The organism is Ramlibacter aurantiacus (genome assembly GCF_016722895.1).
In the GTDB taxonomy this organism is placed as follows: Bacteria; Pseudomonadota; Gammaproteobacteria; order Burkholderiales; family Burkholderiaceae_C; genus Ramlibacter; species Ramlibacter aurantiacus.
The window spans coordinates 56,640-80,877 of sequence record NZ_JAEQNA010000009.1; the positions used below are offsets into that span (position 1 = coordinate 56,640).

Annotated in this window: 22 protein-coding genes; 10 read left to right on the forward strand and 12 right to left on the reverse strand. The window is 71.2% G+C overall.

All coding sequences use genetic code 11. From position 1 onward, the window contains the following. Positions 1-97 precede the first annotated feature (97 nt). Complete coding sequence (locus JI739_RS20265; protein ID WP_201685820.1) at positions 98-1,618, forward strand: hypothetical protein; 1,521 nt, start codon at positions 98-100, stop codon at positions 1,616-1,618. A 162-nt stretch (positions 1,619-1,780) separates the two neighbouring features. Here JI739_RS20265 and JI739_RS20270 read toward each other — a convergent pair whose 3' ends face one another. Beyond that, positions 1,781-2,767: a Bug family tripartite tricarboxylate transporter substrate binding protein gene (locus tag JI739_RS20270; RefSeq protein ID WP_201685821.1), complete on the reverse strand. Its 987-nt coding sequence runs from the start codon at positions 2,765-2,767 to the stop codon at positions 1,781-1,783. 17 nt (positions 2,768-2,784) lie between these two features. Continuing rightward, the gene (locus JI739_RS20275; protein ID WP_201685822.1) at positions 2,785-3,828 is read right to left on the reverse strand and encodes an amidohydrolase family protein; all 1,044 of its coding nucleotides are present in this window, start codon (positions 3,826-3,828) and stop codon (positions 2,785-2,787) included. Between the two features lie 96 nt (positions 3,829-3,924). On the opposite strand from JI739_RS20275, the gene JI739_RS20280 reads away from it, so the two are divergent. Both JI739_RS20280 and JI739_RS20285 read left to right on the forward strand, forming a co-directional pair. Next, complete coding sequence (locus JI739_RS20280; RefSeq protein ID WP_201685823.1) at positions 3,925-4,842, forward strand: LysR family transcriptional regulator; 918 nt, start codon at positions 3,925-3,927, stop codon at positions 4,840-4,842. 63 nt (positions 4,843-4,905) lie between these two features. After that, positions 4,906-5,046 carry a hypothetical protein gene (locus JI739_RS20285; RefSeq protein WP_201685824.1) on the forward strand — a complete coding sequence of 47 codons (141 nt, stop codon included), beginning with the start codon at positions 4,906-4,908 and terminating at the stop codon, positions 5,044-5,046. Between the two features lie 16 nt (positions 5,047-5,062). Here the strand turns inward: JI739_RS20285 and JI739_RS20290 are convergent, their stop codons facing one another. Next, positions 5,063-6,037: a LysR family transcriptional regulator gene (locus tag JI739_RS20290; protein ID WP_201685825.1), complete on the reverse strand. Its 975-nt coding sequence runs from the start codon at positions 6,035-6,037 to the stop codon at positions 5,063-5,065. A 51-nt stretch (positions 6,038-6,088) separates the two neighbouring features. On the opposite strand from JI739_RS20290, the gene JI739_RS20295 reads away from it, so the two are divergent. The 5 genes from JI739_RS20295 to JI739_RS20315 all read left to right on the forward strand — a co-directional run bounded on the left by JI739_RS20295 (position 6,089) and on the right by JI739_RS20315 (position 10,398). After that, the gene (locus tag JI739_RS20295) at positions 6,089-7,120 is read left to right on the forward strand and encodes an SMP-30/gluconolactonase/LRE family protein (protein ID WP_201685826.1); all 1,032 of its coding nucleotides are present in this window, start codon (positions 6,089-6,091) and stop codon (positions 7,118-7,120) included. Between the two features lie 8 nt (positions 7,121-7,128). Next, on the forward strand, positions 7,129-7,914 hold the full coding sequence (locus JI739_RS20300; RefSeq protein WP_435531626.1) for a cyclase family protein: 786 nt from the start codon (positions 7,129-7,131) through the stop codon (positions 7,912-7,914). Further along, entirely contained in the window at positions 7,914-8,756 is an 843-nt protein-coding gene (locus JI739_RS20305) for an ABC transporter ATP-binding protein (protein ID WP_435531627.1), read from the forward strand. Before JI739_RS20300 ends, JI739_RS20305 begins: the two co-directional genes overlap by 1 nt. A gap of 14 nt (positions 8,757-8,770) precedes the next feature. Then, positions 8,771-9,520, forward strand: coding sequence for an ABC transporter permease (locus tag JI739_RS20310; RefSeq protein ID WP_236589924.1), 750 nt, complete (start codon positions 8,771-8,773; stop codon positions 9,518-9,520). Positions 9,521-9,693: 173 nt separating this feature from the next. Continuing rightward, positions 9,694-10,398 carry an ABC transporter permease gene (locus JI739_RS20315; protein ID WP_236589935.1) on the forward strand — a complete coding sequence of 235 codons (705 nt, stop codon included), beginning with the start codon at positions 9,694-9,696 and terminating at the stop codon, positions 10,396-10,398. Between the two features lie 4 nt (positions 10,399-10,402). On the opposite strand, the gene JI739_RS20320 is transcribed toward JI739_RS20315, so the two are convergent. Next, positions 10,403-11,383, reverse strand: coding sequence for a fumarylacetoacetate hydrolase family protein (locus JI739_RS20320; RefSeq protein ID WP_201685829.1), 981 nt, complete (start codon positions 11,381-11,383; stop codon positions 10,403-10,405). A gap of 160 nt (positions 11,384-11,543) precedes the next feature. Between JI739_RS20320 and JI739_RS20325 the strand changes: the two genes are divergently transcribed. Then, on the forward strand, positions 11,544-12,497 hold the full coding sequence (locus tag JI739_RS20325) for an ABC transporter substrate-binding protein (RefSeq protein WP_201685830.1): 954 nt from the start codon (positions 11,544-11,546) through the stop codon (positions 12,495-12,497). A 37-nt stretch (positions 12,498-12,534) separates the two neighbouring features. On the opposite strand, the gene JI739_RS20330 is transcribed toward JI739_RS20325, so the two are convergent. Then, positions 12,535-13,647: a mechanosensitive ion channel family protein gene (locus JI739_RS20330; protein WP_201685831.1), complete on the reverse strand. Its 1,113-nt coding sequence runs from the start codon at positions 13,645-13,647 to the stop codon at positions 12,535-12,537. A 130-nt stretch (positions 13,648-13,777) separates the two neighbouring features. Between JI739_RS20330 and JI739_RS20335 the strand changes: the two genes are divergently transcribed. After that, the gene (locus JI739_RS20335; protein WP_201685832.1) at positions 13,778-14,776 is read left to right on the forward strand and encodes a Bug family tripartite tricarboxylate transporter substrate binding protein; all 999 of its coding nucleotides are present in this window, start codon (positions 13,778-13,780) and stop codon (positions 14,774-14,776) included. 37 nt (positions 14,777-14,813) lie between these two features. Here the strand turns inward: JI739_RS20335 and JI739_RS20340 are convergent, their stop codons facing one another. Genes JI739_RS20340 through JI739_RS20370 form a run of 7 tightly spaced genes read right to left on the reverse strand, consistent with a single transcriptional unit; the run spans position 14,814 to position 24,170 of the window. Then, complete coding sequence (locus tag JI739_RS20340) at positions 14,814-15,806, reverse strand: amidohydrolase family protein (protein ID WP_201685833.1); 993 nt, start codon at positions 15,804-15,806, stop codon at positions 14,814-14,816. 27 nt (positions 15,807-15,833) lie between these two features. Next, positions 15,834-17,144: an MmgE/PrpD family protein gene (locus tag JI739_RS20345; RefSeq protein ID WP_201685834.1), complete on the reverse strand. Its 1,311-nt coding sequence runs from the start codon at positions 17,142-17,144 to the stop codon at positions 15,834-15,836. Between the two features lie 3 nt (positions 17,145-17,147). Then, positions 17,148-18,221, reverse strand: a complete 1,074-nt coding sequence (locus tag JI739_RS20350; RefSeq protein ID WP_201685835.1) for an aminopeptidase P family N-terminal domain-containing protein — start codon at positions 18,219-18,221, stop codon at positions 17,148-17,150. A gap of 27 nt (positions 18,222-18,248) precedes the next feature. Then, positions 18,249-19,352 carry a M24 family metallopeptidase gene (locus JI739_RS20355; RefSeq protein WP_201685836.1) on the reverse strand — a complete coding sequence of 368 codons (1,104 nt, stop codon included), beginning with the start codon at positions 19,350-19,352 and terminating at the stop codon, positions 18,249-18,251. Then, on the reverse strand, positions 19,349-21,070 hold the full coding sequence (locus JI739_RS20360; protein WP_201685837.1) for a hydantoinase B/oxoprolinase family protein: 1,722 nt from the start codon (positions 21,068-21,070) through the stop codon (positions 19,349-19,351). Before JI739_RS20360 ends, JI739_RS20355 begins: the two co-directional genes overlap by 4 nt. Beyond that, positions 21,067-23,142 carry a hydantoinase/oxoprolinase family protein gene (locus tag JI739_RS20365; protein WP_201685838.1) on the reverse strand — a complete coding sequence of 692 codons (2,076 nt, stop codon included), beginning with the start codon at positions 23,140-23,142 and terminating at the stop codon, positions 21,067-21,069. The genes JI739_RS20360 and JI739_RS20365 overlap by 4 nt, the downstream gene beginning before the upstream one ends. Positions 23,143-23,177: 35 nt before the next feature. Further along, a complete protein-coding gene (locus JI739_RS20370) occupies positions 23,178-24,170 on the reverse strand; it encodes a Bug family tripartite tricarboxylate transporter substrate binding protein (RefSeq protein WP_201685839.1) in 993 nt (330 codons plus the stop codon). Positions 24,171-24,238 lie beyond the last annotated feature (68 nt).

Consider the following 24,238-nt stretch of genomic DNA (forward strand, 5'->3'; position numbering starts at 1 on the left):
TGACAGGCTGTCACACCCCTCTCATCCGTCAGCGCCTGAAATGGTCCGGTTGCGCAGCGACCGTCGCTGCGCCTGAGCAGACCTTGGGGAGGATGGGATGAACGATTCACGTCGGATGGGCAGGTGGTTGAGCGTGGCCGCGCTGTTCACGCTGGCCGCTTGTGGCGGAGGAGGCGGCGGTGGTGCCGCGCCGGCACCCGGGGCGCAGGGGCCTGGTGGGGATCCCGTGGCCGTCGCGCCCCCTCCGCCCGCCGCACCGGCTCCGGCGCCGGCCGCTCCGAGCCCGGCACCCGCGACCGAGGCGCCGGTCTTCGTGACGCTGTCCGATCCCATCCCCGCACAGGCCGAACCGGCGCCCGCGCCGCCGGCGCCGCCGACGCCGCCGCCGCCTTCGGTGGAGCCGCCTCCGGCGGCCGAGCCGCCCGTGGCCGCGCCCCCGGCGCCGGCGCAACCGGTGCGGCTCGCGGTGAGCGAGTTCGAGGTCAACGCCACCGACGCCGGCGTGCAGCACGCCGCCAGCTTCGTTCGCCTCGAAGGCGGTGGCTACGTGGCGGCCTGGCAAAGCTCGCCCGTGGTCAATGGCTATCCGGCCTACTACGCCTCGCAGGTGGTGTTCCAGCGCTTCGATGCGTTTGGCCATCCGGTCGGCTCGGAAACCGTGGCCGCCCTGGAGGCGCACTCGCCCGAGGTGGCGGCGCTGGCCAACGGCGAGTTCCTGCTGACCTGGTCGCAATCGCGCTATCAGTACGAGTCCAACAGTTTCGCGCGCCGCTACAGCGCGAACGGCGAGCCCATCGGACCGCAGATCACCATCGCGCTGTCGAACTTCGGCTACCACGCGCAACCGGTCGCGCTGGCGGACGGCGGCTTCGTGCTGGCGATCAACGCCAGCAACGGCCGCTTCGCGCCGAGTCGGGGCCTGTATCGCGTCTTCAACGCCGACGGCACGCCCCGCGCCGAGGAGGTCTCGCTGGCGACCGAGCCGACCGTGGATTGGCGCGATGGCGTGTACGTGCTCGGAGCGACGGCGCTGCCCGCCGGTGGCTTCGCCTTGTCATGGCGTGAGAGCTCGGCCGGCGTCGTGCGCACCCTCACGCGCGCCTTCGCGGCCGACGGCGCGGCACTCGGCCCGGCCGCCGAGGTGCCGGCGAACCCGACGCTCGCCACCCTGCCCATGGTCACGCTGGCGAGCGGCGACTACTTGCTGGCCTGGGAGAACGACACGCCGGCGGGTCGCGAGATCGTGGCGCAGACGTTCAGCCCGCTGGGGGTCCCCGTGGCCACGCGGACGCTGGTGAGCGAGGTCCAGGTGCCGCAGGGGCATCTGCTCAACCCCCAGGCGGTCGTGCTCGCGGACGGCGGCTTCGCGCTGGCCTGGCTCGACGTCGAGGCCGACACCGAACAGGCGCTGGGCTACCGGGTGTTCGTGCAACGTTTCGAGGATTCGGGGGACGCGCGCGGTGGGCGGATCGAGTTGCCCCCGCAGTCGGTGCCCAAGCCCTTCGTCTCGGGCAACACCTTCGCCCTCGGCGCGGCCGCCTTCGACCAGGTGGTGGTGCTGCTGGGCGAGTACCGGCCGGCGCCGGATTACTGGGACGTGCGGGCGTTCGTGCGCTGATTCGCCTCGGCGCCGCACGCGAGCCTCGCCCTCAGCGGCGGGGCTTTTTCGCTCCTGGGGTGGGAAGGCTCGCCTGCCAGCGGCCGTGCAGGTCGTCGAAGGTGGTCCGGGCGAGTTCAGCTGCGCGCACCTGCAGCGGCGTGAGGCCCCGCTGCCGGCTGGCTAGTCGAGCTTGGCGCCCGACTCCTTGATCACCTTGGCCCATTTGGCCGTTTCCGACTTCATCAGCGAAGCCAGTTCCTGCGGGGTGCTGGGCAGCGGCTCGAGGCCGGCCGCGGCGAAGCGTTCGCGCACGTCGGGTGCCCGCAGCACCGCGGTGATGTCGGTGTTGAGTTTCTGCACGATGGCCGGCGGGGTGCCGGCCGGGGCCAGGATGGCGAACCAGCCGGCCGATTCGTAGCCGCGCAGGCCGGTCTCCGCCAGCGTCGGGAATTCCGGTGCCAGGGCCGAACGCTCCTTGCTCAGCACGCCCAGCACTTTCACCCGGCCCGACTTCAGCTGGCCGGAGACGGTCGCCAGGTCGGCGATGGCCAGGTTGGTCTCGCCCGACATCACGGCCAGCAGCGCGGGGCCGCTGCCGCGGTAGGGGATGTGCAGGATGCGCGCATCCCCCATCGACTTGAGCAGCTCGCCCGAGAGGTGCATGGCCGTGCCGTTGCCGCCCGATGCGTAGCTCAGGCGACCCGGCTGCGACTTGGCCAGCTTGAGCAGCTCGGCCACGTTCTGCGCCGGCAGCGACGGGTTGGCCAGCAGCACGAAGGGACTGGTGCCGAACAGCGTGACCGGCGCGAAATCGCGTTCGGGGTTGTAGCTCAGCTGCTTGTACAAGCTGGGGTTGGCGGTCAGGCCGCCCGCTGAAGCCAGCACGATGGTGTAGCCGTCGGCCGGCGCCTTGGCCACCAGGTCGAGCCCGATGCCGCCGCCGGCGCCGGGGCGGTTTTCCACCACCACCGGCTGGCCCAGGCGCTCGGCCAGCTTGGGCGCGACGATGCGCGCGGCCGCATCGCTGCTGCCGCCGGGCGGGAAGGTCACGACCAGGCGCACCGGGCGCGTGGGCCAGTTGGCCGCGGCATCCTGGGCGTGGGCCGGCACCAGGCCGGCAAGGGCCGCGGTGGCGGCGGTGAGCAGGGCGAGTCGGCGCGTGAGCATGGGGGTCTTGTCTCCGGTCACAGTTTGAAGATGCGTTCGGCGTTGGTCTGGAAGAACTGCCGCTTCTGTTCGAGCGTCAACGGCAGGTGGTCCATGGCGGTCACCTCGGAGGGCTCGAACTGGTAAGGGTAGTCCATGGCGTACATCACGCGGTCGAAGCCCATCTGCTGCTGCACGAAGGTGACCGCCGGCTCCCAGCACATGCCGCTGCTGGTGTAGTAGAAGTTCTCGCGCAGGTATTCGCTGGGCTTGCGCTTGAGCGGCTTGGCGCCTTCGCTGCGGCCGGAGCGCACGATGCCGGCGTGCATGAAGTCGATGCGCGACAGCCAGAACGGCAGGCCCTCGCCCAGGTGGCCCAGCACGATCTTCAGCTTGGGGAAGCGGTCGAACAGGCCGGAGACGAGCAGGCGCAGCGCATGCAGGCCGGTCTCGGCCTGGAACCCCCAGATCGCGGCGTCGAGGCAGCGCGACAGGAAGGGCTCCACCATCTGCGGCGATGGGCTGTTGGGGTGGATGTACAGCGGCACGTCCAGCGCCTCGCAGGCCTCGAAGATGGGCCAGAAGAACTCGTCGTCCATGTAGCGGCCCTGGGTGTGCGAGTTCACCAGCGCGCCCTTCAGGCCCAGCTTCTTCACGCCGCGCTCGATCTCGGCCGCCGCGGCGTCGGGCGCGTGCGGGGCGAAGGCGGCCAGGCCGGCGAAGCGCTGCGGGTGCCGCGCGATGGTTTCGGCCAGCTGGTCGTTGGTGCTGGTGGCCAGCGAGCAGGCCGTGGCCGGATCGAACATCTGCACACCCGGCGCGGTGAGCATCAGCAGCTGCATGTCGACGCCGGAGGCGTCCATGTCGGCCAGTCGGCGGCTTTCCAGGTCCTGGATGCGCTCGTACAGCCCGCGCGCGCGGGGCGAATCGCTCTTGGCGAAGAAGCCCCAGAGGTTGGCGAAGCCCGGGTCACCGTGCTGGCCTTCGTCCAGCAGGCGCTGGAAGCGCTGCATCAGTTCAGGGGTGCACCAGGCCTCTTCGGTGGCAATGCGCTTGTAGCCGCGGCTTTCGGCGGTGTCCATGGGTGTCGTGTCCTTGCAGGAGGCAAAGCGGGGATTGAATGCCAGGCCGATTGTTTTGTAAATCGTTCATTTCCGAACCACTGTTAAAGTGACTTCATGAATCCCAAGCACCTGCCGACGGTGCGCCAGCTGCAGGCCTTTTTGGCCGTGTACCGGCTGCGCAAGCTGGGGGCCGCCGCCGCGCAGCTGTTCATCACGCCCTCGGCGGTCAGTGTCCTGATCCGCCAGCTCGAAGACGGGCTGGGCGTGCGGTTGTTCGACCGCACCACCCGTTCGCTGCAGCCCACGCCGGCGGCCCACGAGACGCTGCCCATCGCCGAGCGGGTGCTGGGTGACCTCGATGGCCTGGCCACCGGGCTGCGCGAGCTCAGCGAGTTGCAGCGCGGGGAGGTCTCGCTGGTCATGACTCCCACGCTGGCCTCCATGCTGTTGCCGCCGGTGGTGGAGGCGTTCGCGACGCGGCACCCGGGCGTGCGCCTGCGGGTGACCGACTGCGCGCCCGACCAGTTCCTGCCGCGCATCGTCGGCGGCATGGTCGACCTGGGCATCGGTACCCCGGAGCAGGCCGGCGGCGAAGTCGAGCAGCGCACGCTGCTGCGCGACCGCATGGCGCTGGTGTGCCGGCGCGACCATCCGCTGGCCGCCGCCCGGCGCGTGCGCTGGGCCGACCTCGAGGGCATCGCCGTGATCGCCGGCCGACCCGGCTACGGCGTGCGGCAATTGGTCGATGTCGCGGCGGCGCAGGCGGGTGCGGTGCTGCGCGTCAGCCACGAGATCTCGTTCCAGTCGACGGCCCTGTGGATGGTGGCCAGCGGCCTCGGGCCGGCGGTCATGCCCTCGGCCTACGCCCGCCACGCGGCCGATGCGCGACTGGTCATCAAGCCGCTGAGCCAGCCCGTGGTGCGGCGCGACATCCACATCGTCACGCGCCGCGACCGGCACCTCTCGCCGGCGGGCCGGGCGTTCATCGATGTGCTGCGGGAAACCTGGCCCATGGGTCCCGACCGTCCCTGATCGTTCGCACCTTGATACGCCTGCGGGCGCGCCGGCGGCATAAGCTTGCGGCAGCATCTGCTGATGAACCACGTTGGCATGCCGCACAGCGACCGCCGTTACCAGAGCCTGCTGTCGAGCCCCTGGGTCTGGGGCGGGGTGTTGCTGTCCGTGGTGTTCTGGGTCTTCGTCGGCTACCTGGCCTGGCGCTGGATCTTCGGTTGAGGCTTCGCGCCTGCGATCAGAGCGGCGGTAGCGCCGCGGCGGCCTCCGCGATGCGGGCGCGCACCCACTGCACGCCCGGGTCCTCGTCGCGATATCGGTGCCATTGCAGCACCTCGGTCAGGCGCGGCGTCTGCATGGGCGGCTCGTGCAGCCTCAGCGGCAGCACCTGCGCGAACTGCCGCGCCAGCCGCGTCTGCAGCGTGGCGATGCGCCGGGTGCCCACCAGCATCCGCGGAATGAGCGCGAAGCCATGCACGTTGACCTCCAGCCGGCGCGTGTCGCCGTGCTGGTTGGCGTACCACTGGTCGAACCAGGGGTTGTGCGGGCCCTTGCCGTTCAGGTAGGCCACGTGCCCCAGGGCCTGGTACAGCTCCAGCGTGAGACCCTCGCGCAGTTCCGGGTGATCGGCCCACGCCAGCACGTGGTAGGTGTCCTCGAACAGCACGTCGTGCGGGTGTTCGGCCATCACCAGGTGCGCCGGCGTGACGAGGAAGTCGGCGCGCTGCTGCTCCAGGTCCTCGGCCATGTCGGCGGCGCTCGGGCGCACGTCGAAGGTGATGCCGGGGGCCTGCTCGGCGACCCGGCGCAGCACCTCGTCCAGCAGGACCGTGCAGACATAGTCGGAGGCGATCACGATGAACTGCCGCTGCGCGGTCGACGGCTCGAACTCGGGCCGCACCCCCAGGGTCGAATCGACCTTGAGGATGATCTCGCGCACCGGCTTGATCAGGCTCTCGGCGCGCGGGGTCAGCCGCATGGCGCGGCCGACGGGCACCAGCAGCGGGTCGGCGAAATAGTCCCGCAGGCGCGCGAGCACCCCGCTCATGGTGGGCTGGGTCATGTGCAGGCGCTCGGCCGCGCGGGTGACGTTGCGCTCGGCCAGCAGGGCGTCCAGCGCGATCAGCAGGTTGAGGTCGATCCGCTGGTAGCGCATCAGGAGGTCTCCGGTCGGGTCGGCCGCGATGGTATCGCCCGGCCCGATGCCTGCCATCGGGAGATTCGCTTTGTGCCGGCCGACGGGCCGGCCTATCCTGCCGGCCCCATGACCCGCAACAACCCTTTGCGCGGCTGGCAGGTCGATCGCGCCGCCGTCCGCCACGTCGGCCGTGACCTGCAGCGGCCCGAATGCGTGATAGCCGAACGCGACGGCACGGTGTGGGCGGCGGATGCGCGCGGCGGCGTGATGCGCATCGCCCCCGACGGCAGCCAGCAACTGGTGGTGCCCGGGCCGCGCGCGGCCGCGGCCGGCGAAGTCGATTTCCAGCAACGCTACGTGGCCTCCCGAGGGTCGCTGCCCAATGGCATGGCGCTGTTGCAGGGCGGCGATTTCATCATCGCCAACTGGGGCACCGACTCGGTGGAGGTGATGGACCGCCAAGGCCGGGTGCGGCGCCTGTTCGACCACATCGACGGTCAGCCGCTGGGCAAGGCCAATTTCGTGCTGCGCGACAGCCGCAACCGCATCTGGCTCACGGTGACCACGCGCATGCAGCCGTGGACCGATTCCATCAACGCCCGCGCCCGCGATGGCTACATCGCCCTCATCGACGCGCGCGGCGTGCGCATCGTCGCCGACGGGTTCGAGGGCACCAACGAGGTTCGGCTGGACGCCCGCGAGGAGTGGCTGTACGTGGTGGAGAGCAACGGCCGCCGCATCTCGCGGCTGCGCGTGGGCGACGACGGCAGCCTTGCCGGTCGCGAGGTGTACGGCCCCAGCGATCTCGGTGCCTTCCCCGACGGCTTCGCCTTCGATGGCTTCGGCAACCTCTGGATCACGCTGGTCATGACCGACAAGCTGGTCGCCATCACGCCCGAAGGCGACCTGCTCACCCTGCTGGACGACAGCGATCCCGTGGCCGCGGCGCGCCTGGATGCGCACTACCGCGACCGCACGCTCACGCCCGAGATCATGGCCGCCACCGCCGGCACGCTGGCGCCGTGGATGGCCAGCGTCACCTTTGGAGGCCGCGACCTGCGGACCGTCTATCTCGGCAGCCTGCGCGGCACCTCGCTGCCGAGTTTCCGTTCACCGGTGGCCGGCCAGCCGCTGGCCCATTGGCACGACCAACCCTGAGACCGAACATGCCCCGCTTCGTCGACCTGTCCATCTACCTCGAGAACGACGTGCCGTCCGATCCGCCGGGCCTCAATCCGAAGATCGAGTACGAGACCCATCGCGACACCCTGCCGATCTTCCAGAAGCTGCTGCCTGGCTCGAAGCCCGAAGACTTCCCCGACCAGGAGGCCGCGGCGGCGGAGTGGGTGCGGCTCACCACGCACAGCGGCACCCACCTGGACGCGCCCTACCACTTCCACTCCACCATGGACGGCAAGCTCGGCGAGGCCAGGCCGTCGATGACCATCGACCAGGTGCCGCTGGACTGGTGCTTTCGCCCGGGCGTGAAGCTGGACTTCCGGCATTTCGAGGACGGCTACGTGTGCACCGCGGCCGACGTCGAAGCCGAACTCGCGCGCATCGGCCACGAGCTGCAGCCGCTGGACATCGTGCTGGTGAACACGCGGGCCGGCTCGCGCTACGGCCATCCCGACTACGTCGACACCGGCTGCGGCATGGGCTACGAGGCCACCATGTACCTGCTGGAACGCGGCGTGCGCCTGACCGGCATCGACGCCTGGAGCTGGGACGCCCCGTTCTCCTACACGGCGAAGAAGTTTGCCGAAACGGGCGACAAGCGGCTGCTGTGGGAGGGGCACAAGGCCGGCAAGGACATCGGCTACTGCCACCTGGAGAAGCTGCACAACCTGGAGGCGCTGCCGGGTGACGGATTCACCGTCTGCTGCTTTCCGCACAAGATCCGCGGCGCCTCGGCGGGATGGACGCGGGCGGTCGCGATCTTCGAGTCGTGATGCGCATGCACACGAGCGAGCCTGCCGAGTCGCTGGCTGCGCGGCCGGCGGCTGCCTTCGGCGGAGCCCCGGCCGCCGATCCCATCCTGCGCTTCGACGACGTGTCCATCCGCCTGGGCGGGCGCGAGATCCTCTCGCCCACCCGCGTCGACATCCGGCGCGGCGAGTTCGTCTGCATCATCGGTCCCTCCGGCTGTGGCAAGACCACGCTGCTGCGTGCCGCCGCCGGCTTCGTGACACCCAGCGGCGGACAAGTGAGGCGCGGCAGCCAGGTCGTGCACGGCCCTTCGCGCGAGGCTGCCTTCGTGTTCCAGGACTACGGCCGCGCGCTGCTGCCCTGGCGCACCGTGGGGGGCAACGTGAGCCTGGCGCTGGAAGCTGCGGGGGTGCCCCCGGCGCAGCGGCCGGCGCGCATCGAGAAGGTGCTGGCCACGGTGGGCCTGTCCGCACACGCGCAGAAGTTTCCGGCGCAGCTCTCCGGCGGCATGCAGCAGCGCGTGCAGATCGCACGCTGCCTGGCGCAGGAGCCCACGCTGATGATGATGGACGAGCCCTTCGGTGCGCTGGACGCGATGACGCGCGAGTCGCTGCAGGACGAGGTGTCGCGGCTGGTGCGTGACAGCGGCCTCACCGTGCTGTTCGTCACCCACGACCTGGAAGAAGCCATCTACCTCGGCGACCGGGTCATCGCGCTGCGGGCCAACCCCACGCCCGGGAAGCCCAGCGTGGCGGCCATCGTCGAGGTGGACATTCCCAGGCCGCGCAACCAGCTCGAAACCAAGGAGCATCCCGAGTACCTGCGGCTGCGGCGCGACCTCTACCACTACCTGGGCCACGCCTGATGGCACGGCACGCCATGAACATCCTGCGCGGCGCCGCCGCTCCGCTGCTGCTGCTGGCGGCCCTGGAGCTGTACGCGCGCGGCCCGGGCCGCACCAGCGACACCCTGGCGCCGCCCACCCGCGCGGTGCTGGCGTTCGGGCGGGCGGTCGCGGATGGCAGCCTGGTGCAGGCCACGCTGTTCACGCTGGGCAGCGCGGCGGCCGGGCTAGCCGTCGCGGTGGTGCTGGGCGTGCTGCTGGGTACCTGGCTCGGGCTGTCGCGCCGGGCCGGCCGGTGGAGCTTCCTCACCGTCGAGGTGCTGCGGCCGATTCCCTCGGTGGCGCTGATCCCGCTGTCCATGCTGGTCTTCGGGTTCGGCGTGCGCATGGAGGCCGCGGTGGTGGCCTTCGCGGCCTTCTGGCCGATGCTGGTGCTGGCGCAGGCGGCGGCGCGGCAGGTCGATCCGCGGCTGCTGGAAGTGTCCCAGGCGCTGGGCCTCTCGGCCGCGGCGCGGTTCACCAAGATCGTGCTCCCGGCCATGGTGCCGCGCCTGTTCGTCGCGCTGCGCCTGGGCGTGGCCATCGCGCTGGTGGTGGCGGTGACGGTGGAGATCGCGGCCAACCCGCACGGCATGGGCTACGCCATCATGAACGCGCAGCAAAGCCTCGATCCGCCGCTGATGCTGGCCTGGCTGTTCTGGATCGCCGTCGTGGGCTACGCCGTCAATGCGCTGGCCCTGTGGCTGCAGCGACGGGTGGACCGCGCCATGGGGGTGGTGGCATGAAGCACGGCTTGCCCACCGGCCGCCGCGCGGCGGTACGGCCTTCAAGCGGCAACCGCGGAACCGGCTTGGCCGGGCCGCTGGTTGCGCCCCCTGGGGAGCGGCGCCCAACCGGGCGCTTCGGGGGGGGCCGGTTTCTGGAGTGGCTCCCTTCGCTGTTCGTGCTGCTGGCCGTGATGGGCCTGTGGTGGCTGGCCAGCCACCAGCAGTGGGTCAGCAAGGTGTTCCTGCCCACGCCCGAAGCCACCCTGGCCAGCCTGCGGGAGGGCCTGGCCGATGGCGCCTTGGGCGAGCAGACCTGGCAAACCGTGCGCCGCATGGTCGAAGGCTGGCTGCTGGCCTGCGTGGCCGGTGTGCTGCTGGGAGCGCTGATCGGCATTTCGGCCGCGGCACGCGCCTGGCTGCAGCCCATGCTGGAATTCGTGCGGCCGCTGCCGGCATCGGCCATCCTGCCGCTGGCCGTCGCGATCTTCGGCCTGGGTCCGAACATGGTGCTGTTCGTCATCGCCTTCGGCTCGATGTGGCCGGTGCTGCTGGCCACGCTGCACGGCTTCGCATCGGTCGATCCGCGGCTGCGCGAGGTGGCGGCTGCCCTGCAGCTGGGCGAGGGGGAATTCGTGCGCAAGGTGGGCCTGCCCAACGCCATGCCGGACATCCTGGCGGGGATGCGGCTGTCGCTCACGGTGTCGCTGATCGTCGCGGTGGTCGGCGAGATGATCGCGTCGCAGCCCGGCCTGGGCCAGACCATCCTGCTGGCGGCGCGGTCCTTCAGGGCGGCCGACCTGTTCGCCGGCATCGTGATCCTGGGGCTGGTCGGTTTCGTGGCGAATGCGCTGCTGGCGGGGGCCGAGCGGCGGCTGCTGCGGTGGCAGCGGCCGTGAGAGGCTAGCTGGCGCGGACCAGCCGGAAATCGATCGCGCCGAACACCGACTGGCCGTTTGCGTCCGTCGCCTCCATCCGCAGGCGTTCGCCGAAGGCCATCCACCCGGTGCGGGCCTGGCCCCATTCAATGGTTTCCAGCGCGCGCCGCTCGGCCAGGCAGGCCGAGCCGACCTGCCGGTGCGCCTTGTTCGACACCGTGCCCGAGCCGAGCACCAGGCCCGCGCCCAGGCGGCGGTTGTAGGCCATGTAGGCGAGCAACTCGCCGAAGCCGAAATCCATCTCGCCGCCATTGGGATGGCCGAACCACTCGCCGTTGCGGCTGACCCGCAGGTCGAGGTGGACGCGCCCGCCGCGCCAGGCCGGGCCGAGCTCGTCGGGCGTGACGGCCACCGGCGCGAACACGGTCGCCGGCTTGGCCCGCATCATCCCGAAGCCCAGGCTCACTTCCTTGAAGACGTAAGCCCGCATGCTCACGTCGTTGAGCAGCGTCACCAGCCGCACGCGCGACAAGGCTTCGGCGGCGCTTGCTCCCATGGGCACGTCGTCGGTGATCACCGCGAACTCGCCTTCGAAATCGGTCTGGTCGGCCTCGGTCGGCAACTCGTAATCGGCGGACGGTCCGCGGAAGTCGTCGCCCTGGCGTGGCACCAGGATGGGCACGCCGGGCTCGCTGGCGATGCTGAGTTTGTAGGCCTCCTTCATGATGTCGCCGTGGTTCAGGAAGGCCGAGGCGTCGACGAACTGGTGGCTGCGCGGCAGCGGCGCCATGGCCTGCGACGGATCGAATGCGAACGCGCCGGCCGCGGTGCCGGCGCGAAGCCGCCCATCGAGGGCCCGCAGGCCGCTTTCGCAGGCGGCCCAGTGGTCGATGGCGTGGCGCATGGTCGGTGCCACCGCATCGGCCGCCACCGCCTGGCGCAGATCGCGTGAGACGACGACGAGGCGACCTTCGCGGTCGCCGTTCTTCAGGCTGGCAAGCTTCATGGAGAGCGGTGTGGCGAGCTGGGGCGCGCGAGGCTAGCCCAGGCCCGCGCGCGCGATGAAATCGAATCTGGGCATGGCTGGCATCGGCACACTCGATGCGACGAGCGCGCCTCCGGTGGGCATCATGTCGCGCTTCGAACGAAGCCTTCAGGAGACACGCATGACCCTATCCCGCTACACCCGCCGCGCGACGCTCGGCGCGCTCGCCGCCGGTGCCGCCGCCATCGCGCTGCCTGCCCGCGCCCAGGGCACCACCCGCATCGTCTTCGGCTACACCGCGGTCACGGCGTTCGCGTCGCTGTTCACGGCCCGCGAAGAGGGCTATTTCAGCAAGCGTGGCCTCGACGTGGTGCTGCAGCTGATCCCGCTGAACCCATCGCTGCCGCCTGCCATCCAGTCCGATTCCATCCAGATGGGCGGCACCACGCCCTCGGTGTACCTGCAGGCGGTGGACGGCGGACTGGACCACGTGGCCGTCGCGTCCTTCGAGGAGACCTCGAAGTCGATCACCTCCTTCGGCCTGGTGGCGCGCGCCGGCTCGGGCATCCGCACCCCGCAGGACTGCGTCGGCAAGAAGGTCGGCGTGCCTGGCCTGGGCGCCTTCCTGCACGTGGGCTTCCGTGCCTACCTCAAGAGCATCGGGGTGGACCACACCAGGATCAATTTCGTCGAGGCGCCCTTCCCGCAGCACAACGACCTGCTGCGCGGCGGCTCGCTGGACGCCGTGGTGTCGGGCGATCCGTTCATGTCGCGCATCACCTCCAGCGGCAATGGCCACGTGGTCTCGTACTACTCCACCTTCCTGCCCGAAGGCCTGCCCACCATCCTGGCGACCGCCCGCCGCGACTGGGTGCAGAAGAACGCGGCGGCCGCGCGCGGTTTCCGCGAGGCGCTCTACGAAGGAGCGGTCTTCGTGAACAGGAAGGGCAACGGCGCCAAGGTGCGCGAGCACATCGGCAAGTACATCAAGCTGCCGCCCGAGGTGCTGGCCGCCGCGCAGATCGGCCCGGCCGCGACCGGCCTGAAGGAGTCGCAACTGGCCTGGTGGGCCGACCAGATGCGCGAGCAGGGGATGCTCAAGGGCGCGATGAAGCTGGGCAACCTGATCGTGTGACGGCCGGCCGCCCGGCCGGTCCGTTCCCCCCGGACGCTCAGTTTCGGGCTGCCCGCAGCTGGGGCTCGGGCGCCGCCTCGTCCTTGGCCGGCGCCACCACGTGCAGGGTGCGCGTCGGGAAGGCGAAGTCGATCTGCCGGGCCGCGAACTCGCGCATCAGCGAGACGTTGAGCCGCTGCTGCGCGTCCATGTAGAGGTTGTAGTCGGGCTTGCGCACGAAATAGACGACCTCGAAATTGAGGGAGCTGTCGCCGAAGGCCTGCAGGTGGGCGCGGTCGAAGCGCAGGTGCTCGTCGGCTTCGACCAGCCGGCGCACGATGCGCGGAATTTCCTCGGCCGCCTCCGGGGAGGTGCTGTAGGTCACGCCGAAACTGAACACGATGCGGCGTTCCTGCATGCGGCGGAAGTTCTTCACCGGCTGCTTGAGCAACTCGGTGTTGCTCACCACGATCTGCTCGCCGCTGAGCGCGCGGATGCGGGTGGTCTTGAGGCCCACGTATTCCACCGTGCCGACGCCGGCGTTGCTGGCGATGAAGTCGCCGACCTCGAAGGGCTTGTCCACCACGATGGACAGCGAGGCGAACAGGTCGCCCAGGATGTTCTGCACCGCCAGCGCGATGGCGATGCCGCCCACGCCCAGGCTGGCGACGAAGGCGGTGATGTTCACGCCGATGTTGGACAGCACCGCCAGCACGATCACCGCCCACAGCACCGTGCGCAGGAACCAGGTCAGCAGCGTGCCCGACGCGCTGAGCTGCGCGGTGTTGCCATGGTTGCGGAACTCGTAGTTGCGCACGCCCACCCGGATGGCGTGGTTGATCCACAGCCCCAGTTGGACCGCGATGGAGATGAACCAGAGTTGCCCGACACGGTCGGCCCAGCGCGGGCCCAGGTCGGCCGCGCCGATGCCGATCAGCACCGCGGCCACCAGGAGCAACCAGCGGTTGGTGCTGTCGAGCACCTTGACGAAGAGGTCGTCCATCGGCGTCGAGGTGCGTTGCGCCATGCGGCGCAGCCGGCTCGAGACGAAGCGCAGCACGAGCAGCATGGCCACGTACGACGCAACGGCGATGCCCAGCGCCAGGGCGAGATGGAAGAGGGGGATCCCCGCGATGTGGTGTTGATTGAGCCAGTCGGTCAGTTCCTGCATGGGGCGACACGCTAACAGAGGCCGGGTCATAGCCTGCGTGCTATGCACCCATAGCATGCAGGCGCATTGCGGGCTGGCCGGCGCGGCCGTCAAATCGCATCGCGATCGACTAGAACTTCAGGAGACATCCATGGCGCACCTCCCGACGACCCGGGGCTTCGGCCTGACCCGTCGCAGCTTGCTGCTGGCCGCTTCGGCCACCGCCTTGCCCTTTGGCGCGGCGCAGGCACAGGACACCTACCCCAACCGCCCGATCCGCCTGATCATCGCCTTTACGCCGGGCAGCATCGGCGATCTCTTCATGCGCCACGTCACGCAGCAGATGCCCTCGCTGGGCCAGCCGATCGTGATCGACAACAAGCCCGGTGCCAGCCAGGTGATCGGTGGCGAGCTGGCCGCCCGCGCGCCGGCCGACGGCTACACGCTGTTCATGGGCACGCAAAGCGGCCTGGTCCTCAACAGCATCGCGCGCAAGAAGCTGCCCTACGACCCGGTGCGCGACTTCACGCCGGTCACCATGCTGTTCGCCGCGCCCATGTACCTGTATGTCAATCCGGCGGTGCAGGCCAAGACGGTCCCGGAGCTGATCGCGCTGGCCAAGGCCAACCCCGGCAAGCTCACCTTCGCCTCGATCGGCGCCGGCACGTCCTCGCACATCCTGGGCGAGATGTTCAAGTCGATGGCCGGGGTGGACATGCTGCACGTGCCGTTCAAGGGCGGCCCGGAGGCGACGCAGGCGGTGGCTTCGGGCCAGGTCGACGTGTTCTTCAACGGCGCCAACAGCATGGGCCAGGTCCGGCAGGGCAAGCTGAAGGTCATCGCCTCGGCGGGCCTCAAGCGCACCGAGGAGCGGCCGGACCTGCCCACGGTGGCCGAGGCCGGCCTGGAGGGCTTCGAGGTGCTGCCCTGGTTCGGCCTGTTCGGACCGGCCGGCATGCCGCGGCCCATCGTCGAGCGGCTCAATCGCGAGTTCGTGACGCAGCTGCGCTCCACCGTGGTGAAGGAGAAGGCGGCCCAGATGGGCATCGAGGTGATGCCCGGCACGCCCGAGGGCCTGGCCACCCAGTTGAAGAACGAGTTCCCGGTGATGACGCAGGTGATGCGCAAGGCGGGTATCGAGGCGGAGTAGGGCCGCCTCGGGCTCAGGGCGAACGGGCGGACGCCGTTCAGTACCGGCCCAGCTCGAAGAACCGCCAGGCGTTGTCGAACATCACCTTCTGCCGGTCTTCGACGGAGAGGCCTGCCTCCTCCAGCACGGCCAGGGCCGCCGACGGGCTCCAGCAGGGGTAGTCGCTGCCGTACATCACCTGGTCGGCTCCGTAGTACTCGAGCGCGAAGCGCACGCCCATGCCGTGCGGTGACACCGTGTCGGTGAACATGCGCTTGAGGTAGGTGCTGGGCGGCTTCGGAAGCCCCGCGCGGCCGGAGTTCTTGTCCATGCGGCCCGACTGGTAGGGCAGGGCGCCGCCGGTGTGCGACATCACGATCTTCAGGTGGGGGTGGCGCTCCATGATTCCCGACAGCACCAGCCGGCAAGCCGCCACGCTCACGTCCACCACGCGGCCCAGGCTGGCGTAGAGCGCGCCGTTGTAGCCGTCCAGGATGTCCGGGAACATCGCGTCGGTGGGGTGCAGGAAGATCGGCAGCCGCAACGCCTCCAGCCGCTCGTACAGGGGCGCCAGGCGCGGGGCATCGATGTTCTCGTCCGAGCCGATGCTGCCGGGCAGGTTGACCCCCACCAGCCCCAGGCCCACGGCGTGCTCCAGCACCTCCAGCGCCACCTGCGTGTCGCGCAGCGGCAGCGCGGCGCTGGCCCACAGTCGGCCGGCGTGGCGGCGCTGGGCGCCGGCCATCTCCTCGTTCCACTGCATCGCGGCGCGCCGGCCTTCTTCCACCGGCAGGTCGGAGAAATGCACCGAGAACGGTCCGATGGAGCAGATCACGTTCACGTCGTGGCCCAGGGTCGCCATGTGGGCCAGCTGGGTGCCCAGGTCGAACCACTCGGCCCCGAGGTTGAAGCGGGCGGTGGCGCCGTCGCGCCGCCAGTACATGTAGCCGCCGTTGCCGTTGGGCTCGGCGCGCGGGTAGCTGCCGCGCCGGCAGATGTCCTCGAACACCGACCGGGGCCACCAGTGGAAGTGCGAATCGATGATGCGCATGGAAGCGTCTCCTGGGGGTCTGTGGAATCAGGGCAGGCGGTCGCCCGGAGCGTAGCCGAAGGCGGCACGCAGCGTGGCGACGGCCTCGGGCTCCTGCGGCAGTCGCAGGGCCGCCTCGAAGGCATGGAAGGGCGTGTGCGGGCCGAGCAGCCGCAGCGCCTTGTCGTGCAGCTGTCCGGCATCGAAGGCGAGGGCCGGGTCGCCGGGGCTGTCGGTGACCAGACGTTCGTGGCGCCGGCCGTCGGCCTCGACCAGCAGCCGCGCCGGATAGGCGCGCGGGTACAGCGCGTCCAGCGACGGGTCGGCCTGCACCCGCACCCGGTCGGCGAAGGCCGCCAGGCGCGGATCGTCGGGCCAGCCCTCGCGGGCCACGTCGTCCAGCAGCTCGGGCCGCAGGGCGGCCAGGGCGAGCTGCCAGCCGGCGTTGACCAGGCTCGCCAGGCGGCTGGCCTGGGGCGCCTCGCGCGCCAGCATGCCGGCGTAGGCGGGCGGCACGTGCAGCTCGACGGCGGTGACGCCCTCGGGCGCGATCCGCTCCTCGGCCAGCAGCGTGCGCAGCCCGTGCACCGCGGCCAGGGCCTGCTTGGCCGAAGGGTGCGGCTTGATGCTCAGTTCGTCGGACAGGCTGTCGGTCGCGGTGAGCTGCGCGGGCGCGGCGAGTTCACCGCCGATGGCCTGCAGCCAGCCGCCGTCCAGCAGGCCGGGATCGCCGTCGATGCCGTCGGCCGCCGCCAGCGCCGCCCCGCAGCCGCCGCGCACGGCTTCGCCGAACAGCCACCAGCGCCCGGTGCGCGCACCCAGGGGCCTGCCGGGGCCGCGGGTGACCTGCGCGATGGCGAGCGCCATGGCGTGGCGCATCCGCTCGGGTGGCAGCCGCAGCAGCCGGGCGCAGACGGTGGCCGCGGCCAGGGGCGCGACGATCAGGCTGGGCCACTGGCCCCGGGTCAGCAGCCGGGCGCCGCCGGCGGCCAGCGCCAGCCGCAGGGCCACTTCCTGCCCGGCATGGAGGGCGTCCAGCAGCTCGCCGGGCCGGGTGTCCGCGCCGGCGAAGGCCAGGGCGGGCGGCACCGTCATGGCGCCGACGGTGACCGCGGTCGGCCGGTGGATGTCGTCGATCTCGGTCAGCCGCATCACCGCCGCATGGGCCGCCACCGTGCCGAGCAGCCCCGGCCCGGTGCGGCCGGCCAGCCGCAGCAGGGCCTGGCCTTCCTGCGTGCGGCCTCCCGCCGTGCGGGCCAGCAGGCCGTCGGCGAGGTGCAGCGACAGGCGTGCTTCGCGGCCCCGCGACGAGGCCCCGGCGGCCACGGTGGCCAGGGAACCGATGGCGCAGCCGGCCATGCGTCAGGTCGCCAGCGCCCCGTGGCCGATGCGCAGCGGTGCGCTGCGCAGCCAGGGACCGTCGTCCATCTCCAGCCGCGCGCTGAAGACCGCCAGGGTGCCGGCCGGCAGCGCCGCGCTGCCACCGCCCTGCGGGGCCGGTCCGCTGGCCGCCACCGACAACGGCGCCAAACCCGTGCTCGCCTCCAGGGTCCAGTCGGCCAGGCGCCCGGGTGCGTTCGCGGCGAGGTCGGGCGTGCCGCTGCCGGTCCAGCCGGCCAGCGCTGCATCGAACCAGGCGTCGGCGGCGGCCCAGCTGGCGGGTGCGGCGCTGGAGCGGCAGACGCTGCGCGCCATCCGCACCCAGACCCCGCGATAGGCCAGCGAGCAATCCACGGCGTAGCGCTCGCCGAGCACCTGCACGCCTTCCATGCGGCGCAGGGTGGCGTCGGCCGCGAGGTCGGGCGCGATGCGCGGCAACACCTCCTCGGCGCCGGCCAGCCGGGCGGAGCCGTCGGCGGCGGCGATCACCTCCGCGGAGCGGGCGGCCTCGGCCGGCGTCGCGTCGAGGGCCGCCTGGGCCATGGCGGCGGCCTTGCGCGCCAGCGCCAGCTCGGCGTCGTCGGCCGGATGGCGGGCGGCCTGGTACAGGGCCGTCGCATCGACCAGGCGCGGCCCCCAGCCGGCCGCCAGCAGCGGCTCGGCCACGCTCCAGGGGAGCGCGTCCAGCCCGATGACGCCGACCCGTGCTTCCGAGGGCAGGGATTGGGCCAGCAGCTGCGCCGCCTGCGCGCCCGGCTTGGGTGCGGCGACCAGCTCGCCGACGTGCGAGACCTCCCGGATCCAGAAATGCACCCGGGGCGTGAGCGCCACCAGCAGCGTGGGCGGGCCTTCCGGCTGCACCACGAGCAGGGCCTCGCTCCAGTAGGGGATGAAGTTGCACAACCACTGCACGGGGGCCGGCTGCGCGAAGGAGGCATAGGCCAGCACCGCGCCCAGCCCCTGGGCGCGCATGCCGGCCTGCAGCCGCGACACGCGCGCGTCCAGGGCGGCGGCCGGCAGTTCCTCACGAGACCAGCTGATGAGTCCGCGTCGCATGAATGAAGCTCCTGTGTCGGTCGGCGGTCAAGCCGGATTGACGGCCAGCTCGCGCGGCGTGCGCGTGAGCACCTGGCAGCCGGTGGCGGTGACGCGCACCATGTCGCCCAGCACCATGTAGCCCACGGCCGGGTGATAGGTGTTGGGGTGCACGACCAGGGTCATGTCGGGCTCCAGCACCAGCTGCACGTCTTCCAGCACGTGCGACTCGTCCACGTAGAGGCCCATGCCGTGGCCGCGCACGCGGGTGTAGGCGTTGGTCACGTACTCGCCCAGGCCGTGGCGGCGGAACACGTCGTTCAGCGCCTTGGCCACCTGCCCCTGCGTGGCGCCGGGGCGCACCGCCGCGATGCCGGCCTCCATCGCCTCGACGTAGATGGCATGGGCGTCCAGCTGCGCCTGCGTGGGCTCGCCCAGCACCATCGTGCGGCAGATCTGCGCGTAGTAGCCCTCGAAGCAGGGCGTGACTTCGCTGGTGACCAGGTCGCCCGCCTGCAGCTTGCGCTCGCCGGGCGGGTGCATGCTGCGCAGCTCCTGCCCGCCCGCGCCCATGATGATGAAGTGCTCGGGGCAGCCGCGGGCGCGGAACCAGGCCTCCAGGTCGGCCAGCACCTCGTACTCGCGCCGGCCCACGCGCGCGATCTCGCGGAAGTAGGCGTAGCCCTCGTCGGTCAGCGCCACCGCCTGCTCCATGGCATCGGCCTCGGCCGGCGCCTTGTGCCGCATCAGCCGCTCCATGAGGGCCGTGCATTCGGCCAGCCGCCCGGCGCCCGGTCCGCGGGCCAGGCGCTGCGGCATCAGGTGGCTGGGGGCCAGGCCCAGGCGGCCCCCCCCAAGCGCGGCCAGCGCCGCCTCGGCCTGGGCGATGGGATCGGACGACCACGACACCTGCAGCTGCGGTTGCTCGGCGGCATAGCGCGCCGCCTCGGCCGGACCGGCGACGAACACGCGGGTGGGGCCTTCGCGCCGGAGCAGCGCCAGTGCCAGGCCCTCCATGGGCGTGACGTCGATCGCATAGCGCAGGTAGTCGCTGCGCCAGCAGTCGCCGGCGACCAGCATCGCGTCGACGCCGGCCTGGGTCATGGCTGCACGCAGGCGCTCGGCCCGCAGGTCACGCAGCAAGGCACTCATGGGTTCACCTCCTGTTCGAAGCCGTAGTCGCGGCGGGCGGCCTCGGGCGTGACGTAGCCGCCGCGCAGGTCCTGCTCGATGCGGACCGGGTCGCGCCGGGCCGGGTCGCCGTAGCCGCCGCCGCCGGCGGTCCAGAAGGTCACCGCGTCGCCGGCGGCCAGCGTGATGTTGGTTTCCTTCTTCACGTAGCGCTCGCTGCCGTCCGCGCGCTGCAGCAGCGAGCGGTTCTCGTGCCCGTTGCGCCCGCCCTCGACGCCCCAGGGCGGCTCGAAGGTGCGTTCGAGGTTAATGTTCACGCTGCTCTTGCCGAGCGAGCGATAGCGCATCTCCAGGCCCAGGCCGCCGCGGTACTCGCCGGCGCCGCCGCTGTCCTCGCGCAGCTTGAGGCACTCGACGATGAAGGGGTAGTGGATCTCCTGCAGTTCCACCGGCGTGTTGCGCACGTCGCCCTGGCAGATCGACACCGAGCACGAGACGCCGTCGCCGTCGTGCCGGCCGCCCCAGCCGCCGCCGTAGATGTTCATCAGCACGTAGCGGGCGCCGGTGTCCTCGCGCAAGCCGTAGAAGGAGAAGCCGCCCATGTCGCCCTTGTGCGCGGCGGGCACGAACCCGGGCAGTGCCGGCGCCAGCGCGCGCAGGATGGTGTCGATCACCGTGGGCAGCGCCACGCTCCACTGGCCCAGGGCGGCGCCCCAGCGGGCGTTGACGATGGTGCCCTCGGGCGAGATCAGGTTCAGCCCGCGGAAGCACCCCTCGTTCACCGGCGCGCGCGGCATGGTCAGGCACTTGAACGCCACCCGCGCCGCCGAGAGCCCGCCCGAGAAGCCCGAGTTCAAGGGGCTGTTCACCTGCGGGTGCATCTCCGAATAGTCGATGGTGAGGTCGGAGCCCTTCACCTCCACCGTGACTTTCACGCGCAGCGGCACGTCGAGCACGCGGCCGTCGCTGTCCAGCCAGCTTTGCGCGGTGTAGCGGCCGTCGGGGATCTTCGCCACCACGGCCCGGGCCTCGGCCTCGGCCTGGTCCCACGATGCGGCGATGCAGTCGGTGACGGTGGCCAGCGAGAAGCGCGACAGCAGCTCGGCCAGGCGCCGCTCGCCGATGTGGCAGGCGGCGGTCTGCGCGCGCAGGTCGCCCAGCGACGACTCGGGGAAGCGGATGTTGTCCGTGATGATCTGCCACACCGCGTCGTTGCGGCGGCCGGCCTCGAACAGCTTGATCGAACGCATCTGCAGGCCTTCCTGGTAGATCTCGAAGGTCTGCGAGTTGCCGAAGCCGGTGCGCATGCCGCCCACGTCCACCCAGTGCGCGCGGTTGGCGGCGAAGGCCACCACCTTCCCCTGGTGGAAGCAGGGCGTGTAGACCACCACGTTGTTCAGGTGCTGGCCGCAGACGCCGCCGTGGTTCATCACGATCACGTCGCCGGGCGAAAAACCGTCGAGCCCGTAGCGGTCGATGCCGTCCTTCACCGCGATGCCAAGGTCGGCCAGGAAGATCGGAAGGCCGCCCGAGTTCTGGCAGATCATCCGGCCCTCGGTGTCGATGAGGCCGCAGCAGAAGTCGCGCACCTCGTAGATCATCATGTTGTAGGCCGACTTGCACAGCGCCAGCGCCATCTCGTCGGCGTAGGCGATCAGCGAGTTGGTCACGACTTCGAGCGTGACCGGGTTGACCTTGGGCCGGACCACGGCCATCTCGGCCGGCGTGACGGCGTTCATCGGGCTTCTCCCTCTCCCTGGGGCAGGTGGATGGACACGACCAGGTGGCCGTGTTCGGTGACGCGGGCGACGTCGCCCGGGTAGATCACGGTGGTGGAGTTGGGCTCCTCGATCACGGCGGGGCCTTCCACGGTGAAGCCGGGCGGCAGGCCGGGGCGCCAAAGGATGCGCGCCGGCACCGGCTGGCCGCTGTCGTCGCAGATCACGGGACGCGTCTGCTCGGGGCGCGGCGCCTCGGGCTCGAAGGCTTGGCCCAGGAAGTCCTGCACGCTGTCGCCCTCGCGCGGCACCGTGACCGTCAGGCGCAGGTTCGCCACCTCGATGGTCTCGCCGGCGGCGGCGTGGCCGTAGCGCATGTCGTGCAGCGCATGGAAGGTGTCGGTCACCACCTGGTGCGCGCCGGCCAGCGCGTCGGCCGAGGGCACGGGCACGGGAATGGTGTGCTCCTGGCCCTTGTAGCGCAGGTCGGCGCCCAGCTCGAACACCGCGCGCGCCGGGTCCAGTTCGTCGGCGGCCAGCTGCTTGTGCGCGGCGGCCAGCAGCTCCTCGAAGCTGGCCTGCACCTGGGGCCCGTCGAGCCGGCCGAGCACGCCCACCAGGGTGCGCACCCAGTCATGCCGCCAGGGCGCCAGCAGCATGCCCAGCGCCGAGAAGTTGCCCGGCAGCTTGGGGATGACCAGCGTGGGGATGTAGATCTCCTTGCACAGCGCCGCCGCGTGCACCGGGCCGGCGCCGCCGAAGGCGATCATGGCCGCGTCGCGCGGGTCCACGCCCTTGCGCACCGAGACCGCGCGCACCGCCAGCGCCATCGCCGAGTCCGCGATGCGCACCACGCCCAGCGCGGCCTCCTCGGTGGACAGGCCGATGGGGTCGCCCACGCGGCTGGCCATGGCGCGCCGCGCGGCCTCGAGGTCCAGGCCCATGCCGCCGCCCAGGAAGCGATCGGGATTGAGCCGGCCCAGGATCACGTTGGCGTCGGTGATGGTGGGCTCGGTGCCGCCGCGGCCGTAGCAAACGGGGCCGGGGTCGGAGCCGGCACTCTGCGGACCCACGTGCAGGCCGCCCGCGCCGTCGCGCCAGGCGATGCTGCCGCCGCCGGTGCCCACTTCCACGATCGCCACCACCGGCAGCTGCATGGGATGTCCGGTGGCGTAGCCGCCGATGTAGTAGCCCTCCTCGATGCCGGGCACGCCGTCAGTGATCAGCGTGGCCTTGGCGGTGGTGCCGCCCATGTCGAAACCGATGGCCTGCCGGATGCCCAGCAGCCTGGCCACCGCGCCGGCGCCGATCATGCCGGCCACCGGACCCGACTCCATCATGGACACGGGCTCCACCGAGGCGTGCGCCAGCGACATGCTGCCGCCGTTGGACCGCATGATCTGGATGGCGCCGCCGAAGCCCTGCTCGCCCAGGTGCGACTCCAGGGTGCGCAGGTAGCGCGCCACGCGCGGGCCGACGTAGGCGTTGAGCACGGTGGTGGAGGTGCGCTCGTACTCGCGGAACTCGCGCAGGATCTCGTGCGACAGCGTGACGAACAGGCCGGGATAGGCCTCGCGCAGGATGCGGCCGGCCGCGATCTCGTGCGCCGGGTTGGCATAGGCGTGCAGGAAGCACACGGCCACGGCGCCGATCCCCAGCTCGCGCAGGCGCGCGGCGATGGCGCGCAGGCCGTCTTCGTCCAGCGGCGCCAGCACCTCGCCCCGCGCGTTCAGCCGTTCGCGCGCCTCGAAGCGCAGGTGCCTGGGCACCAGCGGCTCGGGCCGCTGGAAATGGATGTCGAAGGCGTCGGGGCGGTTGCCGCGCGCGATCTCGTAGACATCGCGGAAGCCTTCCGTGGTGACCAGCGCGGTGGCCGATCCCTTGCGCTCCAGCACGGTGTTGATGGCGATGGTCGATCCGTGCAGGAACTCGTCGAGCTCACCCAGCCGGGTCTCGGCCAGCTTCAGCGCGGTGACCACGCCCTCGGTCGGGTTGGCGGGCGTGGTGAGCGTCTTGGATATCACCAGTTCGCCATCGCGCCAGCCCACCAGGTCAGTGAACGTGCCGCCGATGTCGACGCCGATGGAATTCATTTGCGAGTCCTTCCTAGGTCTGCGGTCGCAGGGCTTCAATCGAGCCGGATGCCGGTGCGCTCGATCAGTGACTTGTATTTCGCGGCTTCGGCATGGACGAAGGCCGCGCTCTCGGCAGGCCCCCAGCCCAGGGGCAGGTTGCCGCTCTCGATCAGGCGGGTCCGGGTCGCCGGCTCGGCCACCAGCTGTCGGATCTCCGAGCCGAGGCGCTCGACGATGGCCCGGTCGGTGCCCTTGGGGACCGACACCACCCACCAGTTGCCGAACACCAGGTCCGGATACCCGGCTTCCGCCGTGGTGGGCACGTCCGGCAGGGCCGGCAGCCGCTGCTTCGACAGCACCGCCAGCGGGCGCAGGCGCCCGGCCTTGATCTGCGCCTGCACCGCCAGCAGGGTGGGGAAGGCCATCTGCACGTCACCGGCGAGCATGGCCTGCACCATCGGGCCGGTTCCCTTGAAGCTGATGTGCTCGATGGTCCCGCCATTCATCAGCGAGAACGAGGCGCCGGCCAGGTGGGTGGGCGAGCCGGCGCCGGGGCTTCCGAAATTGAAGCGTCCGCCGCTGGCGCGCACCTGCTCCGACAGCTGCTTGAGCGAGGTCGCCGAGACGTTGGGGCCGACCACGGCGATCAGCGGCGCGTCGGCCAGCGCGGCGACCGGTTCGAGCTGGGTCAGCGGATCGAAGCCGAGCTTGAACAGGTATTGATTGACGGAGTAGTTGCCCGTGGGCGCCAGCAGCAGGGTCTGGCCATCGGGCGCGGCGCGGGCCGCTTCGGCGGCGCCGATGTTGCCGGCGGCGCCAGGCTTGATGTCGATCACGAAGGGCTGCTTGAAGGTGGCCTGCAACCCGGGTTCGAGCAGGCGGAACATCGCGTCGCCGACGCCGCCCCCCTGGTACGGGTAGATCACGCGGACCGGCCCCCGCGGCCAGGCCGCCTGCGCAAGGGACGGCAGGCCCAGGGTGGCCAGGCCGAGGGCCGCGGCGGCGTGGCCGAGCTGCCTGCGGCTCATCAGGTGTCGAGTGTCCATGTCTCCTCCATGCGAGTGGATCAGGCCATTGGACGCGCCGCACCCCCCCGAGACAACCCGCCGGGATG